The sequence below is a fragment of the Streptomyces sp. NPDC056628 genome, assembly GCF_042792555.1.
GTDB lineage: Bacteria > Actinomycetota > Actinomycetes > Streptomycetales > Streptomycetaceae > Streptomyces.
Genome location: NZ_JBHTWG010000006.1, coordinates 239,509 through 255,426 on the forward strand (window position 1 = coordinate 239,509; position 15,918 = coordinate 255,426).

14 protein-coding genes are annotated in these 15,918 nt (G+C 71.4%); 9 read left to right on the forward strand and 5 right to left on the reverse strand.

Annotated elements, in window-relative coordinates:
* Nucleotides 1-23: 23 nt before the first annotated feature.
* Together ACFRAC_RS11705 and ACFRAC_RS11710 are read right to left on the reverse strand one after the other, a co-directional pair.
* The gene (locus tag ACFRAC_RS11705) at nucleotides 24-821 is read right to left on the reverse strand and encodes a hypothetical protein (RefSeq protein WP_382923630.1); all 798 of its coding nucleotides are present in this window, start codon (nucleotides 819-821) and stop codon (nucleotides 24-26) included.
* Between the two features lie 43 nt (nucleotides 822-864).
* Nucleotides 865-1,209, reverse strand: coding sequence for a hypothetical protein (locus ACFRAC_RS11710; protein WP_382923632.1), 345 nt, complete (start codon nucleotides 1,207-1,209; stop codon nucleotides 865-867).
* A 109-nt stretch (nucleotides 1,210-1,318) separates the two neighbouring features.
* Here ACFRAC_RS11710 and ACFRAC_RS11715 point away from each other — a divergent pair, with 109 nt between their 5' ends.
* The 5 genes from ACFRAC_RS11715 to ACFRAC_RS11735 all read left to right on the forward strand — a co-directional run bounded on the left by ACFRAC_RS11715 (nucleotide 1,319) and on the right by ACFRAC_RS11735 (nucleotide 8,981).
* A complete protein-coding gene (locus ACFRAC_RS11715; protein ID WP_382923634.1) occupies nucleotides 1,319-1,681 on the forward strand; it encodes a hypothetical protein in 363 nt (120 codons plus the stop codon).
* A 220-nt stretch (nucleotides 1,682-1,901) separates the two neighbouring features.
* A complete protein-coding gene (locus tag ACFRAC_RS11720; protein ID WP_382923636.1) occupies nucleotides 1,902-3,146 on the forward strand; it encodes an Ig-like domain-containing protein in 1,245 nt (414 codons plus the stop codon).
* Between the two features lie 134 nt (nucleotides 3,147-3,280).
* Nucleotides 3,281-4,750 carry an ABC transporter permease gene (locus tag ACFRAC_RS11725; protein ID WP_382923638.1) on the forward strand — a complete coding sequence of 490 codons (1,470 nt, stop codon included), beginning with the start codon at nucleotides 3,281-3,283 and terminating at the stop codon, nucleotides 4,748-4,750.
* A 46-nt stretch (nucleotides 4,751-4,796) separates the two neighbouring features.
* On the forward strand, nucleotides 4,797-5,480 hold the full coding sequence (locus ACFRAC_RS11730) for an ABC transporter ATP-binding protein (protein WP_382923640.1): 684 nt from the start codon (nucleotides 4,797-4,799) through the stop codon (nucleotides 5,478-5,480).
* A 195-nt stretch (nucleotides 5,481-5,675) separates the two neighbouring features.
* Nucleotides 5,676-8,981, forward strand: coding sequence for a S8 family serine peptidase (locus tag ACFRAC_RS11735; protein WP_382923642.1), 3,306 nt, complete (start codon nucleotides 5,676-5,678; stop codon nucleotides 8,979-8,981).
* Between the two features lie 87 nt (nucleotides 8,982-9,068).
* On the opposite strand, the gene ACFRAC_RS11740 is transcribed toward ACFRAC_RS11735, so the two are convergent.
* On the reverse strand, nucleotides 9,069-10,109 hold the full coding sequence (locus ACFRAC_RS11740; RefSeq protein ID WP_382923644.1) for an NAD(P)-dependent alcohol dehydrogenase: 1,041 nt from the start codon (nucleotides 10,107-10,109) through the stop codon (nucleotides 9,069-9,071).
* Between the two features lie 181 nt (nucleotides 10,110-10,290).
* On the opposite strand from ACFRAC_RS11740, the gene ACFRAC_RS11745 reads away from it, so the two are divergent.
* Nucleotides 10,291-11,205: a helix-turn-helix domain-containing protein gene (locus ACFRAC_RS11745; RefSeq protein ID WP_382923646.1), complete on the forward strand. Its 915-nt coding sequence runs from the start codon at nucleotides 10,291-10,293 to the stop codon at nucleotides 11,203-11,205.
* 47 nt (nucleotides 11,206-11,252) lie between these two features.
* Here the strand turns inward: ACFRAC_RS11745 and ACFRAC_RS11750 are convergent, their stop codons facing one another.
* Nucleotides 11,253-12,203 (reverse strand): DUF5829 family protein, encoded by a 951-nt coding sequence (locus ACFRAC_RS11750; protein WP_382923648.1) that lies wholly within the window; start codon nucleotides 12,201-12,203, stop codon nucleotides 11,253-11,255.
* A 157-nt stretch (nucleotides 12,204-12,360) separates the two neighbouring features.
* Between ACFRAC_RS11750 and ACFRAC_RS11755 the strand changes: the two genes are divergently transcribed.
* The 3 genes from ACFRAC_RS11755 (at nucleotide 12,361) to msrA (ending at nucleotide 14,633) form a co-directional block, all read left to right on the forward strand.
* The gene (locus tag ACFRAC_RS11755; RefSeq protein WP_382923650.1) at nucleotides 12,361-12,768 is read left to right on the forward strand and encodes a YciI family protein; all 408 of its coding nucleotides are present in this window, start codon (nucleotides 12,361-12,363) and stop codon (nucleotides 12,766-12,768) included.
* A 20-nt stretch (nucleotides 12,769-12,788) separates the two neighbouring features.
* Complete coding sequence (locus ACFRAC_RS11760) at nucleotides 12,789-13,937, forward strand: RNA polymerase sigma factor (protein ID WP_382923746.1); 1,149 nt, start codon at nucleotides 12,789-12,791, stop codon at nucleotides 13,935-13,937.
* Between the two features lie 183 nt (nucleotides 13,938-14,120).
* On the forward strand, nucleotides 14,121-14,633 hold the full coding sequence (gene msrA / locus ACFRAC_RS11765) for a peptide-methionine (S)-S-oxide reductase MsrA (protein WP_382923652.1): 513 nt from the start codon (nucleotides 14,121-14,123) through the stop codon (nucleotides 14,631-14,633).
* Between the two features lie 50 nt (nucleotides 14,634-14,683).
* Here the strand turns inward: msrA and ACFRAC_RS11770 are convergent, their stop codons facing one another.
* Nucleotides 14,684-15,802 carry a hypothetical protein gene (locus tag ACFRAC_RS11770; protein WP_361345179.1) on the reverse strand — a complete coding sequence of 373 codons (1,119 nt, stop codon included), beginning with the start codon at nucleotides 15,800-15,802 and terminating at the stop codon, nucleotides 14,684-14,686.
* Nucleotides 15,803-15,918 lie beyond the last annotated feature (116 nt).

Consider the following 15,918-nt stretch of genomic DNA (forward strand, 5'->3'; position numbering starts at 1 on the left):
CCCTCGTCGTGTGCCGGACCGGGCTACTTCAGCTTGGCGGTCTGCGCCTCGACGAGGGCGGCGGGGACGGTGTACGCCTTGCCCGTCATCATCAGGCCGATGTTGATCGTGTGGTACGTGACGATCGTCGAACCGTGCCGCACCACCTGGGCGTGCGTGGTGGACTTCTCGCCCTCCTCGTCGCTCACCACCGTGAACGCCACCGACTCGTCGCCGGCGCCGGACGCCTTCTCCGAGGTGACCTCGATGACCTTCTGCTCGGCGCCCTGCGTGGCCGCGGAGAAGCCGCCGGCGCAGCCGTCCACCGCGTCCGACACGGACTTGAAGGTCTGCTCGGCGCCGTCACCGTCGTACGACGACAGGCTCACGGCCGTCATCTCGAGGCTCATCGCGGAGGTCAGCGAATCCTCGATCTCACCCTCCGTCATGTCCTCCAGGGCCTTGGAGGCGTCGGCGCTGGGCTTCTTCTCCTGCGTGGCGAGGACGGAGGCGCTCGCCGCCGCGTCACCGGGCGCCAGACCGGCCATGGCGTAGGCGATCGGCGCGCACTTGGCGTCCGCGGCCTTCACCTCGTCCTTGGACTTCGGCAGTTTCTTGCCGGAGGCGTCCACCTTGTAACCCTCGACATCGCCCTGGGCGATGATCGACTTCTTGACCTCCGCGGCGCTGAGCGCCTTCGCGGCCGTCGTGTCCTTCGCGGTCTGCCCGTCCGACCCGTTCGACGCGTCGTCAGACCCCCCACCGCAACCCGTGAGAAGGGCGAGCGACAGCGCGCTCACGGCAACCGTGGCGGCTACACGCACGCCCGATGATCTCTTCATGATCGGGACTATGAACGGCGAGTCAAAGAATCGTCAAGATGTTTCAGAATCCCAGATGTTCGCGGCGCACCGAGTAGGCGACGAAACCCGCGCCGAGCGCGAGGAAGGCGGTCCCGCCCACGATGTACGGGGTGGTGTCGAAGCTTCCGGTATCGGCGAGCCGGGTGTCCTGTGCGGTCTCGGCGGTGCCGTCCGCGCCGGTGGAGGCGGCGCGCGCCTGCTGGGTGACCCGAACGGAGGGGGCCGCCGTGGGTTCCGTTCTCGCCGGTTCCCCGCCCGTGGCGTTGGCGGAGGGCACGAACCACAGGGCGCCCAGCAGGGCTCCCGCGGCGGTGGCGGTCAGCAGCGATCGGCGTGCGGTGGACGACGATCGGTGAGCGGCGGACACGGAATATCGATCCCCTTGCGCTACTGGCGAATTGGCCGTGTGGGCCGATGGTAGTGAAAGTCGCGGGTCACGGGAAAGTCACGGGGGAAATGAGCCGTACGCTCCAGGTATGAGTACACCGGAAAACACACGCTTTGTACGGCTTCGTCTGGAGCTCGTCCTGGAAGTGGCCGACGAGGCGGCCGTGCGGGCCGCCGCGCTGGGGCGCATCGAGGGCGAGGCGGCCGAGGGTGGCCTGCCCGACGACGAGCGGGCACACGCCGAGACCGTTGTGACGGAAGACACTGCGGAGGCGCTGGCCTATCTCGTGGATCCGTTCGACCTGGTCAGTGAGGTGCCGGGGATCGAACTCGCCCAGGCCTCCTGGTCGACCGAGGCCATCGACTACGACCCGGATTCGCCCGAGTGGGACCTCGGCGAGGATGATGACGAGGAGGACTTCGACGACGAAGAGCCCACGCGGGCCGGCTGAGGCGTCTTGGGGAAATCGTGACCCCGGGCGGCAACCGCCGTCCGGGGTTGTGTCGTCTCATGGGGCGCGTGCACCGCGATCAGCACCACCGGCCACGGCCGAGGTGGTGTGCCCCACACATGACAGGGATGTGGAACGGGACGGACCGGTCGTGGCGTTGAAGATCCTTGACGGGGCTCTCGGGCGTTTTGGGGATTCGGGAACGATGGAGAAGCGTGTGATGACGAACAGCAAGCGGCGCAAGGGCCTGGCGGCCGCGTCCGCTCTGCTCGGCGGTGTCCTGGTGCTCTCGGCCTGCTCGGGCGGTGACGCCGACGCCTCCGGCGGCGGCGACACCTCGCAGGCCAAGGTCGACGAGGCCGCCGCCAAGAAGACCTCCGAGGCGCAGATCAAGATCACGCCGAAGGACGGCACCGACAACGCCTCCATCAACAACTCCGCCGCCGTCACCGTGAGCAAGGGCTCGCTCACGGACGTGAAGATGACGACCGCCGACGGCGCCGCCGTCGAGGGCCGGATATCCGCCGACAAGAAGAGCTGGAAGCCCAGCGGCCCGCTGCAGCGCTCGACCACCTACAAGATCACGGTGACCGCGGAGGACGCCAAGGGCCTCGAAGCCCACGAGAACGGCTCCTTCACCACCGTCTCCCCGGACAACAGCTTCCTCGGCTACTTCACGCCGGAGGACGGCTCCACCGTCGGCGTCGGGATGCCCGTCTCGATCAACTTCGACAAGGCGATCACCAACAAGGCCGCCGTGCAGAAGGCCGTCTCCGTCAACTCCACCAGCGGCCAGGAAGTCGTCTGCCACTGGTTCAACGACAGGCGCATGGACTGCCGTCCCCAGGACTACTGGAAGGAAGGCTCCACGGTCACCCTGAAGATGGCCCTGGACGGCGTCGAGGGCGCCGCCGGCGTCTACGGCGTCCAGCAGAAGACGGTCACCTTCACGATCGGCCGCAACCAGGTCTCCTACGTCGACGCGAAGACCAAGCAGATGCGCGTCACACAGGACGGCAAGGTCGTCAGGACCATCGCGATCTCGGCCGGCTCCCCGGAGAACAAGACGTACGAAGGCGTCATGGTGATGTCGGAGAAGTTCAAGGAGACGCGCATGAACGGCGCGACCGTGGGCTTCACGGACGACGACGGCAAGGGCGAGTACGACATCAAGGACGTGCCGCACGCCATCCGCCTGTCCACCTCCGGCACCTTCATCCACGGCAACTACTGGGGCGCCAAGTCCATCTTCGGCAGCGTGAACACCAGCCACGGCTGTGTCGGCCTGTCCGACACCAAGGGCGCCAACGACAAGGGCACCGCGGGCTACTGGTTCTTCAACAACTCCATCGTCGGTGACGTCGTCGTCGTCCAGAACACCGGCGACAAGACCATCGCCCCGGACAACGGCCTCAACGGCTGGAACCTCGACTGGGCCCAGTGGAAGGCCGGCTCGGCCGTCTGAGCCACACCGATCCCCGCACGACCCGATGCCGCCCCCCGGGGCGGCATCGGCGTTTCCGGGCCGCGCCGGCCTTCTCATCCGTCTCTTATCGCGGCCTTATCGCTTCATCAGGCGCGGCCCCTAGCTTGCGGCGCATGTTCTTCACCTACCTGAGGCGCGAGCTGCGCCGCCGCAGAAAGGCGGCCCTCGTCGTCGCTTCCGGGCTCGCGCTGGGCATCGCGCTGGTCATCCTGGTCACCTCGGTGTCCTCCGGCATGAGCAAGGCCCAGGACAAGGTCCTGCAGTCCCTGTACGGCCTGGGCACGGACATGACCGTCACCAAGGCCGCCGAGCCCGCGTCGAGCACCTCGGAGCGCCCGCGCTTCCGGTTCGACGCCCGGGACGACGACTCCGGCGGGGAGCAGTCCAGCGACCGCGTCATGGTCCAGGGCTTCCAGACGCTGCCCGCCTCCACCGTCACCGAGGTCGGCAGGCAGGACGGTGTCGCCGACGCGGTCGGCGGACTGAGCCTGCAAGTCCTCAAGGTGAGCGGCGAGTTCACCCGCGGCCAGTTCCAGCAGGACCCGAACGACGGGCAGCGGGGCGGGCCCCCCGGGCAGGGCGGCACCGGGCAGCCGCAGGGCGAAGTGCGCGGCGGCGGCGCCGACTTCGACGTCAACAGCTACTCCGTCTACGGCGCCGACGTCACCCGGACCGGCCTCGGACCGCTGACCTCCTCGAAGATCACCAGCGGCCGTACCTTCAAGGCGACGGAGACCGACGCCAAGGTCGTGATCGCCGACACCTCCTACGCGAAGGAGAAGAAGCTCGAGGCCGGCTCGACCGTCACGGTCAAGGGCACCAAGTTCACGGTCATCGGCATCGCCACGCCCGACAGCGGGGACGCGGCCGCCAACCTGTACATGCCGCTGAAGCGGGCGCAGACCCTCGCGGACGCCAAGGACAAGGTCACCACCGTCTATGTGCAGGCCACCGACTCCCAGCGCATCGACGCCGTCAAGTCGGCCATCCGGAAGAACGTCTCCGGTACGACGGTGACGACCTCCGCCGACCTCGCGGACACGGTGTCCGGCTCCCTGTCCACGGCGTCCTCGCTCGCCACCCGCGTCGGCACCTGGCTGTCCGTCGCGGTGCTCGTGACCGCCTTCCTGGTGGCCGGGCTGCTGACCTCCTCGGCGGTCTCGCGCCGGGTGCGGGAGTTCGGCACGCTCAAGGCGCTCGGCTGGAAGTCGGGCCGGGTGACCCGGCAGGTGGTCGGCGAGGCGGTCGTCAACGGGCTGCTCGGCGGCGTCCTGGGCATCGCGGTCGGCCTGGCCGGCGCCTACGCGGTGACCGCGGTCAGCCCGACGCTCAAGGCGGAACTCGGCGGCGGCCCCGGGGGCGGCGGCATCGGCGGACCCGGCGGCGGAGGCGGCTTCGTCGGCGGTCCCGGGCGGGAGAGCGCGTCCCGGACGCTCGAGGTCGCCCTGACCGCCCCGGTCAGCCTCACCACGGTGGGCCTGGCGGTCGGCCTCGCGGTGGCGGGCGGCCTGATCGCGGGCGCGTTCGGCGGCTGGCGGGCCTCGCGGCTGCGCCCCGCGGACGCCCTGCGCCGCGTCGCCTAGCGGCCGGGAACGACGCGCACCACCCCGACCCGACCCAGGAGCCACCATGTACGAACTCAGAAACGTCACCAAGCGCTACACCCGCGGCAAGGACACCGTCCTCGCCCTCGACGGGATCGACCTCACCATCCCGGACGGCGACCGGCTCGTCATCCAGGGCCCCACCGGCGGCGGCAAGTCCACGCTGCTGCAGATGCTCGGCGGCCTCGACCGGCCGACCTCCGGCGAGGTCGTCCTCGACGGCACCGACCTGGCGGGGCTCCCCGAGGCCCGGCTGACCCGGGTGCGCAGCGAGACCATCGGATTCGTCTTCCAGTCCTTCAACCTCATCCCCACCCTCACCGCCCAGGAGAACGTCGAGACCGCGCTCGTCCCGCTCGGCCTGAAGGCCCGCGAGCGGCGCGAGCGGGCCGCCGAGGCGCTGCACTCCGTGGGTCTCGGCGAGCGGCTGGGCCATCTGCCGTCCGAGATGTCCGGCGGGCAGCAGCAGCGCGTGGCCGTCGCCCGCGCCCTCGTGAAGCGGCCCAAGGTGCTGCTCGCCGACGAACCCACCGGGAATCTCGACGAGTCGACGCGCGACGAGATCATGGAGGTGCTCGAACGCCTCTGGCAGGAGCTGGGGCTGACGTTCATCCTGGTCACCCACGACTCGGCGATCGCGCGGAAGGCCCCGCGGCTGGCGACCATCCGCAAGGGACGCATCACTGTCAAGGAGAACGCCAAGGCCTAACCCAGCGACTGCGTAACGGAGTTGGGCCGGTCCCGTAACAGTCGCCCGGTGCGCCGGCCAACTCCCCCCGCTCCCTTGAGTCGTGAGATCGCCCCTCGGCATACTGCGTGATCCGGGGGGCGACGCGCATGCGTACGGGACCACCCCCGGACGGGTGAACGGGTAACTCACCCGGATCTTCTGCAAGGGGGAAACTTGCGCAGACACGTCAGACGAGCATGCGCGGCCGCCGTCGCCTCGGCGGCCGCCCTCGCCCTCACCGCGGGAACGACCGGCCCCGCGTCCGCCCAGCCGGAGCGGCGCCCGTCGGGTGCCGCCTCCGCCCCGTCCCCGCACCGCGTCACCCTGATCACGGGCGACCGGGTCTCGGTCGACGCCAAGGGCCGGGTCGTCGGCCTGGAGCGGGCGAAGGGACGCACCCACATACCCGTCCAGATACGCAGGATCGACGGGCACACCCTCGTGGTACCGGCCGACGCCGTCAGGCTGGTCGCCGACGGAACGCTCGACCGGCGCCTGTTCGACGTCACCGAGCTGACGAGGTCGCGCACCGGCGCCTCCGGCGCCAAGGGCCCGAAGGTCATCGTCGGCTACCGGGGGGCCGCCGCCGGCGCCAAGGCGGACGTCCGCGACGCGGGCACCCTGCGCCGCACCCTGAAGTCCCTCAACGCGGACGCCGTGCAGACCACCGACCAGGGCGCCCCCGGGCTGTGGGACGCGCTCACCGACGGCGACCGGACCGCCTCCGGCATCGCGCACGTCTGGCTCGACGGTGTCCGCAGGGCCAGCCTCGACAAGTCCGTCGCGCAGATCGGCGCCCCCAAGGCGTGGGCGGCCGGCTACGACGGCAAGGGCGTCAAGATCGCCGTCCTGGACACCGGGGTCGACGCGACCCACCCGGACCTCAAGGACCAGGTGGTCGCCGCCAAGAACTTCAGCCCGGCCCCGGACACCACCGACAAGGTCGGGCACGGCACCCACGTCGCGTCCATCGCGGCGGGCACCGGAGCCAAGTCCGGCGGGAAGTACAAGGGCGTCGCGCCCGGCGCCCGCATCCTCAACGGCAAGGTCCTCGACGACGAGGGCTACGGCGACGACTCCAGCATCCTCGCGGGCATGGAGTGGGCCGCCGACCAGGGCGCGCAGATCGTCAACATGAGCCTGGGCGGCACCGACACCCCCGAGGTCGATCCCCTGGAGGCGGCGGTCGACAAGCTGTCCGCCGAGAAGGGCGTCCTGTTCACCATCGCCGCGGGCAACGCGGGCCCGGAGTCGATCGGTTCTCCCGGCAGCGCGGACGCCGCGCTCACCGTCGGCGCCGTCGACGACAAGGACGCCCTCGCCCCCTGGTCCAGCACCGGCCCCCGGGCCGGCGACGGGGCGGTCAAGCCGGACGTGACCGCGCCCGGCGTGGACATCACGGCCGCCTCCGCCAAGGGCAGCGCGATCGCGCAGGAGGTGGGGGAGAACCCGCCCGGCTATGTGACCATCGAGGGCACCTCGATGGCGACCCCGCACGTGGCGGGCGCGGCGGCGATCCTCAAGCAGCAGCACCCGGACTGGACGTACACCGAGCTGAAGGGCGCCCTCACCGCCTCCGCCAAGGGCGGCGCGTACACGCCGTTCCAGCAGGGTGCGGGCCGCATCCAGGTCGACAAGGCCATCAAGCAGGACGTCATCGCCGAGCCGGTGTCGGTGAGCTTCGGCACCCAGCAGTGGCCGCACACCGACGACAAGCCGGACGCCCGGAAGCTGACGTACCGCAACCTCGGCACCAAGGACGTCACGCTCCAGCTCGCCGTGAAGGCCACCGACCCCAAGGGCCACGCCGCCCCGGCGGGCTTCTTCGAACTGGGCGCGACCGAGGTGACGGTCCCGGCGGGCGGCAGGGCCACGGTGGACTTCACCGTCGACACCCGGCTGGGCGGCACCCTGGACGGCGCCTACTCCGCGTACGTGACGGCGACGGGCGGCGGGCAGAGCGTCCGTACGGCCGCCGCGGTCCAGCGCGAGGTGGAGTCCTACGACGTCACCGTCAAGCACATCGGCCGCGACGGCAAGCCCGCGCCCGAGTACAACACGGCCCTGATCGGCTTCTCCGGCCTGGCGAGCGAGCGCGCCTACCAGGTGCCGACGACCCCCTCCGGCACGGTCAGGCTGCGGGTGCCCAAGGGCGCGTACCTGATGGACGCCTGGATCGCCAAGGACTGGGTGACCCTGGAGGGCGGCCTCGACTGGGTGGTCCAGCCCAAGCTGAACGTCACCCGGAACACCACCCTGACCATCGACGCGCGCACCACGAAGTCGGCCGACATCACCGTGCCGGACCCGGGGGCCAAGCCGGTGTTCGCCTCGTCCGGCTACTTCTACGACACGGCGGGCATCGGCTTCGGCGTCGGCCTCGGCTCCTTCGCCGACCTGCGCATGGCCCACCTGGGCCCGGAGGTCGCCGACGGTCTGACCCAGACCTGGAACGCCCAGTACACCAAGGGCGCGGCCACCGAGTACGACGTCGCCACCGGGGCCAAGGTCAAGAAGATCCAGGGCGACAAGGTCCGCCACTTCACGGCGGGCGAGTTCGCCAAGGTGACCAACGGCCTCGGCGCCGCCGCCCCCGGCAAGACCGGTGCCCTGCTGCCCGTCGGCTTCCTCCCCGACGACGTCGTCTTCGCCACGCCGGTGGAGCAGAAGCTGCCCGGCACCCGGACGCTGTACCTGTCGACGTCCGACAAGATCCAGTGGACGTTCGACATGGAGCAGTACTCCGGGCGGAACGCCGACGGCCTGCGGATCGTGGACGCCTTCTACACGCTGGGCGACCCGCAGACCTTCAAGGCGGGCAAGAGCTACACGAAGACGTTCAACACGGCCGTCTTCGGCCCGCACATCAACAAGGACTACGGCCTGTTCCGCGACGGGAACGAGATCTACGGCTTCCTGCCGCTGTTCGCCGACGCCAACAAGCACGCCGGGTCGTCCGACGTCACCGCGGTCACCACGAACCTCTACCGCAACGGCACCCGGATCGGCACCAACGACGATCCGCTGCTCGGGGAGGCGTTCAAGGTGCCCGCGGCGGACGCCGAGTACCGGCTGACGACCTCGGTGAAGCGGAGCGTCAAGGTCGCCGCCGCCTCCACCCGGATCGACGCGAGCTGGACCTTCCGTTCCAAGAAGCCGTCCGGTGACCCGGTGGCCCTTCCGGCCTCCACCGTGCGGTTCGGCGCCAGGACCGGGCTGGACAGCCGGGCGGACGCCGGCAAGAAGGTCACCTTCCCGGTCACCGTCGTCGGCGCCGCGGCCGGCCGCAACCTGAAGTCGCTGCACGTCTACGTGTCGTACGACTACGGCCAGACCTGGAAGAAGCTCGACGTGCGGAACGGGAAGATCACCGTGACGAACCCCGCGAAGGGCAAGGGGATCTCCTTCCACGGCAAGGTCGCCGACAAGAAGGGCAACAAGGCGACGATCTCGATCTACAACGCCTACTACGGCAAGTAGCACCCGCAGCCGCGGCCCTGTGTGCGGCGACCGGAACGCCGGGGGCCCCGTGGCGCACGCGCCGCGGGGCCCCCGGTCAGGTCCGGCTCAGATCGTCGCCGTGTCGATCACGAACCGGTACCGCACATCGCTGCCGAGCACCCGCTCGTACGCCTCGTTGATCTCGGCGGCGCCGATCAGCTCGATCTCCGCGCCGATGCCGTGCTCCGCGCAGAAGTCCAGCATCTCCTGGGTCTCGCGGATGCCGCCGATGCCGGAGCCCGCGAGCGTCTTGCGGCCGCCTATCACCGAGAACAGGTTCAGCGCGACGGGCTCCTCGGGGGCGCCCACGTTCACGAAGGCGCCGTCCGTCCGCAGCAGGGACAGGAACCGGTCCAGGTCCAGCGGCGCCGACACCGTGGACAGGATGAGGTCGAAGGTGCCGCGCAGCTCCTTGAAGGTGGCGTCGTCGCTGGTGGCGTAGTAGTGGTCCGCGCCCAGCCGCAGACCGTCGTCCTTCTTGCGCAGGGACTGCGACAGGACCGTCACCTCGGCGCCGAGCGCGTGCGCGATCTTCACGCCCATGTGGCCGAGGCCGCCCATGCCGAGGATCGCGACCTTCTTGCCGGGGCCGGCGTTCCAGTGGCGCAGCGGGGAGTACGTGGTGATGCCGGCGCACAGCAGGGGCGCGGCGACGTCCAGGGACAGGCCGTCTGGGATGCGGAGGACGAAGTTCTCGTCGACGACGACCTTCTCCGAGTAGCCGCCGTAGGTGGGCTCGCCGTCCCTGCCGATCGCGTTGTAGGTGCCGGTGTTGCCCTCGAGGCAGTACTGCTCCAGGCCCGCCGCGCAGTTCTCGCACGTACGGCAGGAGTCGACCATGCAGCCGACACCCACCCGGTCGCCGACCTTGAACTTCGTCACCTCGGGGCCGACCTCGGAGACGATGCCCGCGATCTCGTGGCCGGGCACCATCGGGAAGATCGCCTCGCCCCAGCCCTCCCGGGCCTGGTGGATGTCGGAGTGGCAGATGCCGGCGAACCTGATGTCGATCAGGACGTCGTGCGCGCCGACCTCGCGGCGCTCGATGGTGGTGCGCTCCAGCGGAGCCTTGGCGGCGGGTGCCGCGTACGCGGCGACGGTGGTCATGCCGGGGATCTCCTCGCGGGGGTCGGCGCGCCCGGTACCTCCTGGTGGTGCTGTGTCCGGGCACGGCGTCCAGCCTGCCCGGACCCGCCGCGGCCACCCAGCCCCCGGCTGTACGTACGTCCGCCGGTCCTACCACCGGCGGGGTCAGGCTCCCGTGCGTACGACCAGGAATACTTGAGGCATGGACGAGCAGCCCGTATCCGAGACAGGGCCCTCCGCCGGGGCGGGGCTGGACCCGCGCGCCGAGCTCAGCGAGTTCCTGCGCACCCGGCGGGCCCGGCTGAAGCCGCAGGACGTGGGGCTGCCGGACTTCGGGCGGCACCGCCGGGTGCCGGGGCTGCGGCGCGAGGAGCTGGCGCAGCTGGCCGGGGTGTCCGTGGCGTACTACACGCGCCTGGAACAGGGCAACGGACGCAACGTCTCCGCCGAGGTCCTCGACGCGATCGCGCGGGCGCTGCGGCTCAGCGACGCCGAGCACGCGCACCTCATGCACCTGGCCAAGCCGAAGCAGCACAAGAGGAAGCCGTCCGCCCGGACCGAGCAGGTGCGGCCGGCGTTGCGGCATCTGCTGGAGTCGATCGACGGCATCCCCGCGTACATCACGGGCCGCCGCTCGGACATCCTCGCCTGGAACCGCATGACCGCGGCCGTCTTCGGCGACTGGGGGGAGCTGCCGGCGCAGGAGCGGAACTGGGCCCGGATGGTGTTCCTGCGGCCCGACTACCGCGAGCTGTTCGTGGAGTGGGACGAGAAGGCGTCCGACATGGTGGGCTATCTGCGCATGGACGCCGGCTGCCACCCGGACGACCCGAGGCTGTCCGCGCTGGTCGGTGAACTGTCCGTCAAGAGCGCCGAGTTCCGGCGGCTGTGGGCCGTCCACGACGTCAAGGAGAAGACCCACGGCGTCAAACGCCTGCGGCACCCGCTCGTCGGTGAGCTGAGCCTGAACTTCGACTCGTTCCAGCTGTCCGACGGCACCGAACAGTATCTGACCACGTACTACGCGGAGCCCGGCTCCCCGTCCGCGGAGGGGCTGCGGCTGCTGGCGAGCTGGGGCGCGGACGCGACCAGGGCGGGCCGGGGGACGGCTCTGTGAGGGGGCCGGCGGGCCGGTGACCACCGCCCCGCCGGGCCGTGCCCCGTTCAGTGGCCGAACGTCCACACGGCGCGGGCGCCGGGGCCCACGGTGAGGACCGAGCGGCCGACGCGCTCCACGTGCCGGGACGCCACGGCGTCGTTCAGCGCGAACGTCACGTCCCGCAGGCCGGCCTCCTCGCGCGGCACCGCGTCGAACCGGATCGTGGTGCCGCCGCCCCGCGCGACGATCCCGCCGCCCGGCACCGGATGGACGCTGAAGCCGCCGGCCCGCAGCAGCGGCACCGTGCTGTCGAGGTCGCGCCGGGTGACCGCCAGCCGGATCGAGGTGACGTCCCGCATCAGGTGGTCGCGGTAGGCGTCGGGCAGATAGCGCTCCCGGCCCACGTCACCGGGGTACGCGGCCGGTTCGGTGCTGCCGCGCGGGTCGGCGAAGTACTCCGGGCGGTACTCCATCCCCCAGGCGCCGAAGCCGTCGTACTGCGCGGTGGTGAGGATCGCGTCGAACCACGGCACCGGGACGCCGTCGCCGAAGTCCCGGGTCTGCTGGAACGCGATGGGGTCCGGGACGCCCAGACCCGGCAGCCGCCCGGCCGCGCGGATCAGGTCGCCGGACCGCTCCGCGGAGATGCCGAGGCCGCCCGCGCCCAGTTCGCCGTCCTGGCCGGGCAGGTCGCCCACGCCGAACAGTTCGAGATAGGTCTCGCGGCCCATCAGGTACCGGCCCGTCCAGACCTGCCCGCCGGCGCCGGTGGTGGTGCGGACCTGGAAGTTCGCGAACTCCCGCAGATACGCGGAGTGTTCGATGGCGTCGGCGGTCTCCCGGTCGAGCACGCCGTAGGCATGGTTGTAGGAGAGCAGCTGCCCGTCGTGCCGGGGGCGCTGGTCGGCGGGGGCCCGGCCGTCCCCGGCCAGCGCGGTGCCCGAGCCGGCGCCCAGCGCGCCGGCGAGGGCCACGACGAGCACCAGGATCGTATGTAACGCTCGGTGAAGAGGCATGAGGAGAGCGTAGGCACGACCTGCTCGAAATCGCAGACATTTTCGAATAAAAAATTCCCCGCGAAAATCTCCGCCAGGATGTCGAGAACCCGTGACCGGCTCCGTCCCCGGTGTGAACGCGACCACAATGGTTCGTGTCCGTACCGAGGAGACCGTCATGGCCAAGTACCTGCTTCTCAAGCACTACCGCGGCGCCCCCGACGCGGTGAACAACGTGCCGATGGACCGCTGGACCCCCGACGAGGTCTCCGCGCACATCCAGTACATGCAGGACTTCGCCGCGCGGCTGGAGAAGACCGGCGAGTTCGTCGACGGGCAAGCGCTCGCCCCCGAGGGCACCTGGGTCCGCTACGACGGGGAGGGGCGCCCGCCGGTCACCGACGGGCCGTTCGCGGAGACCAAGGACCTCATCGCCGGCTGGATGGTCATCGACGTCGACAGCCACGACCGCGCCGTCGAACTGGCCGGTGAGCTGTCCGCCGCCCCCGGCGCTGGTGGGAAGCCGATCCACGAGTGGCTGGAGCTCCGTCCCTTCCTGCACGCGGCGCCCACCATCACGGAGTGACCGCGCCGATGCCCCCGTCGCTGGACGAGGCCCTGCTCAGAAGCCTCACCCCGCGCGTCCTCGCCGTCCTCGTCCGCCGCGGAGCCGACTTCGCGGCGGCCGAGGACGCCGTGCAGGACGCGCTGGTCGAGGCCGTCCGGGTCTGGCCCGCCGACCCGCCGGAGGACCCCAAGGGCTGGCTGATCACCGTGGCCTGGCGCAGGTTCCTGGACGCTGCCCGCGCCGACACCGCGCGCCGCCGGCGCCAGGACCGCGCCGACGGGGAACCGGCCCCCGGGCCCGTGCCGTCCGCGGACGACACGCTCTGGCTGTACTTCCTGTGCGCCCACCCGTCGCTGACCCCGTCCTCCGCGGTCGCGCTCACCCTGCGCGCCGTCGGAGGGCTCACCACCCGCCAGATCGCCCAGGCCTACCTGGTCCCCGAGTCGACCATGGCGCAGCGCATCAGCCGGGCCAAGCGCACGGTGTCCGGCTTCCGGCTCGACCGGCCCGGCGACGTCGCGACCGTGCTGCGCGTCCTCTACCTCGTCTTCAATGAGGGCTACTCCGGCGACGTCGACCTCGCCGCCGAGGCCATCCGGCTCACCCGGCAGCTCGCGGCGGCCGTCGACCACCCCGAGGTCTCCGGGCTGCTCGCGCTGATGCTGCTGCACCACGCCCGGCGCGACGCCCGGACTGCTCCCGACGGCAGCCTGGTGCCGCTCGCCGAGCAGGACCGCTCCCGCTGGGACACCCGGTCGATCGCCGAGGGCATCGGCATCCTGCAGGCGGCCCTCGCCCGCGACCGGCTCGGCGAGTTCCAGGCCCAGGCCGCCGTCGCCGCGCTGCACGCCGACGCCCCCACCGCCGCGGAGACCGACTGGGTGCAGATCGTCGAGTGGTACGACGAACTGGTCCGTCTCACCGGCAGCCCCGTCGCCCGCCTCAACCGCGCGGTCGCGGTGGGCGAGGCCGACGGCCCGCGGGCCGGACTGGCCGCCCTCTTGGAACTCGACCCCGCCCTGCCCCGCCACACCGCCGTGGCCGCCCACCTCCACGAACGCGCCGGAGACCTCCCGACGGCGGCACGCCTGTACGCGGAGGCCGCCTTCAAGGCCCCGAACCTGGCGGAACGCGACCACCTGACCCGTCAGGCGGCCCGGCTCAACACCGGGGAAGACACCCCCTAGCCCCAGCCGGCGCCGGCCGAGGTGCCCCTGGCCGTGCCGGCGGACGCGGGCCCGGCGCCGGATCAGGGACCGCCCCCGGAATCGCGGCGGCCCCCGGCGTGTTGTCGCTGGTGGGCATCGATGCCGGTGGACATGCCAGTCGAGAAGCCCGAGTGTGTGAAGCGACAAGGATGGAGGGCCGCAATGGCTGCGCAGACGCAGAGGGCCGTGCTGGCGGGCGGATGTTTCTGGGGGATGCAGGACCTGATCCGCCGGCTCCCCGGCGTGACGGCGACCCGGGTCGGATACACCGGGGGTGACGTGCCGAACGCGACCTACCGCAACCACGGCACGCACGCGGAGGCCATCGAGATCCTCTTCGACCCCGAGCGGACCGACTACCGGACGATCCTGGAGTTCTTCTTCCAGATCCACGACCCGAGCACGAAGAACCGCCAGGGCAACGACATCGGCCTCAGCTACCGCTCGGCGATCTACTACGTGGACGACGAGCAGAAGCGGATCGCCGAGGACACGATCGCCGACGTGGACGCCTCGGGCCTGTGGCCGGGCAAGGCCGTCACCGAGGTGGAGCCGGTCGGCCCCTTCTGGGAGGCCGAGCCGGAGCACCAGGACTACCTGGAGCGCTACCCCGACGGCTACACCTGCCACTTCCCCCGCCCGGGCTGGCGCCTGCCCGCCCGCAAGGCGAGCTGACCGCGAGCCTCACGGCCCCGCCGCGCATGACGCGGCGGGGCCGCCTTGTGTCAGTGGGGCAGCGTCGCCGGGCTGCCGCCGTTCGCCTCGTAGCCCGCCACCGCCAGCGCCCGGTACACCGCGAACTCCGCAGCCGGGTCGGCCGACAGCGTCCACGGCAGGGCACCGACATGCCCGTCGACGTGCACCAGCTGGTCCATGGCCTCCGCCCAGCGCTCCCCGCGGACCAGGAAGAACACCAGCAGATGGCGGACATGCGCCAGCATCGGGTCGTCGGGCCGGGCCGCGCCCACCGCGTACAGCGCGCCGTGGATCGCCTTGGTGACGACCTCGCTCTGGTAGAAGCCGGCGACTAGGGTCACCTCGGGCAGGTGCTCGAAGACGGCGAAGAGCGGCATCGCGGCGAGCAGCGAGCCCCGGGGCGCGCGGGCGGCCGCCGCCTCCGCGAACTCGTACGCCAGCTGCCGCGAGCCGTGCCACTTCTCGCACCAGTAGTGCAGGGCGGCCAGATGCGCGCCCATGTGGGCCGGGGCGCGGTCCAGGATCTTCAGCCACAACTGCTCGAACTCGGCCCGTGAGTACGCCAGCCCGCGCGCGACCGACAGCTCGACGATGTACGGGACCGGGTCACCCGGGGCGAGGAGCGCGGCCTGGCCGCAGGCGGCCTTCGCCTCCTCCATGATGATCCGGAACTCGTCCGTTCCCGGCGTCGCCGTACGCCACGCCTGCTGCACCAGGAACTCCGCCTGCACGGCCGCGCCGCCCGCGTCCTTCGGCTGCTCGGTGCGCCACACCCGCAGCCACTGCCCGCCCGGCGCCTCGCCGCCCCCGCCCGGCCGCCGCTGGAGCTCCAGCGCCGCCGCGCCCGCGAAGGCCTGCACCCGCTGCCAGCGGCGCTCCCCCTCGGCCTCGGTACCGGCCAGCAGCTGCGCGGCCGCCCGGTAGTCCTGGGTGCGCTGCACCAGGTCGAGGACGTCCAGCAGGTCCTGGTCGGGACCCGGCATCCGGATGTCCAGCTCCTCCTGGCGGACGAAGCCGTAGTTCGCCGGGTCCGCGGCGTCCGGGTGGCCCGGCGAGACCTGCTCGATCATGCCCCTCCTGCGCCGCATGAACGGCACCAGGACGAAGCCGATCATGGCGGCGGCGATCAGGACCCAGAGAATCTCCATGCCTTAAGCGTTCCAGACGCCGCCGACACTTGGCCAACGAGGTCGGCGACCTGTGGAAAAACGGTCCGGCGGACATGGCGTACGAGCGGCCGCGCGCCCGCCGCGTTCCGCCCGCA

What these genes read in the sequence shown, in the direction of transcription:
- ACFRAC_RS11750 (WP_382923648.1), bottom strand. Translation starts at nt 12,203, where the DNA reads ATGCCTCTTCACCGAGCGTTACATACGATCCTGGTGCTCGTCGTGGCC.
- ACFRAC_RS11770 (WP_361345179.1), bottom strand. Translation starts at nt 15,802, where the DNA reads ATGGAGATTCTCTGGGTCCTGATCGCCGCCGCCATGATCGGCTTCGTC.
- ACFRAC_RS11725 (WP_382923638.1), top strand. Translation starts at nt 3,281, where the DNA reads ATGTTCTTCACCTACCTGAGGCGCGAGCTGCGCCGCCGCAGAAAGGCG.
- msrA (WP_382923652.1), top strand. Translation starts at nt 14,121, where the DNA reads ATGGCTGCGCAGACGCAGAGGGCCGTGCTGGCGGGCGGATGTTTCTGG.
- ACFRAC_RS11720 (WP_382923636.1), top strand. Translation starts at nt 1,902, where the DNA reads ATGACGAACAGCAAGCGGCGCAAGGGCCTGGCGGCCGCGTCCGCTCTG.
- ACFRAC_RS11745 (WP_382923646.1), top strand. Translation starts at nt 10,291, where the DNA reads ATGGACGAGCAGCCCGTATCCGAGACAGGGCCCTCCGCCGGGGCGGGG.
- ACFRAC_RS11740 (WP_382923644.1), bottom strand. Translation starts at nt 10,109, where the DNA reads ATGACCACCGTCGCCGCGTACGCGGCACCCGCCGCCAAGGCTCCGCTG.
- ACFRAC_RS11730 (WP_382923640.1), top strand. Translation starts at nt 4,797, where the DNA reads ATGTACGAACTCAGAAACGTCACCAAGCGCTACACCCGCGGCAAGGAC.
- ACFRAC_RS11705 (WP_382923630.1), bottom strand. Translation starts at nt 821, where the DNA reads ATGAAGAGATCATCGGGCGTGCGTGTAGCCGCCACGGTTGCCGTGAGC.
- ACFRAC_RS11755 (WP_382923650.1), top strand. Translation starts at nt 12,361, where the DNA reads ATGGCCAAGTACCTGCTTCTCAAGCACTACCGCGGCGCCCCCGACGCG.
- ACFRAC_RS11715 (WP_382923634.1), top strand. Translation starts at nt 1,319, where the DNA reads ATGAGTACACCGGAAAACACACGCTTTGTACGGCTTCGTCTGGAGCTC.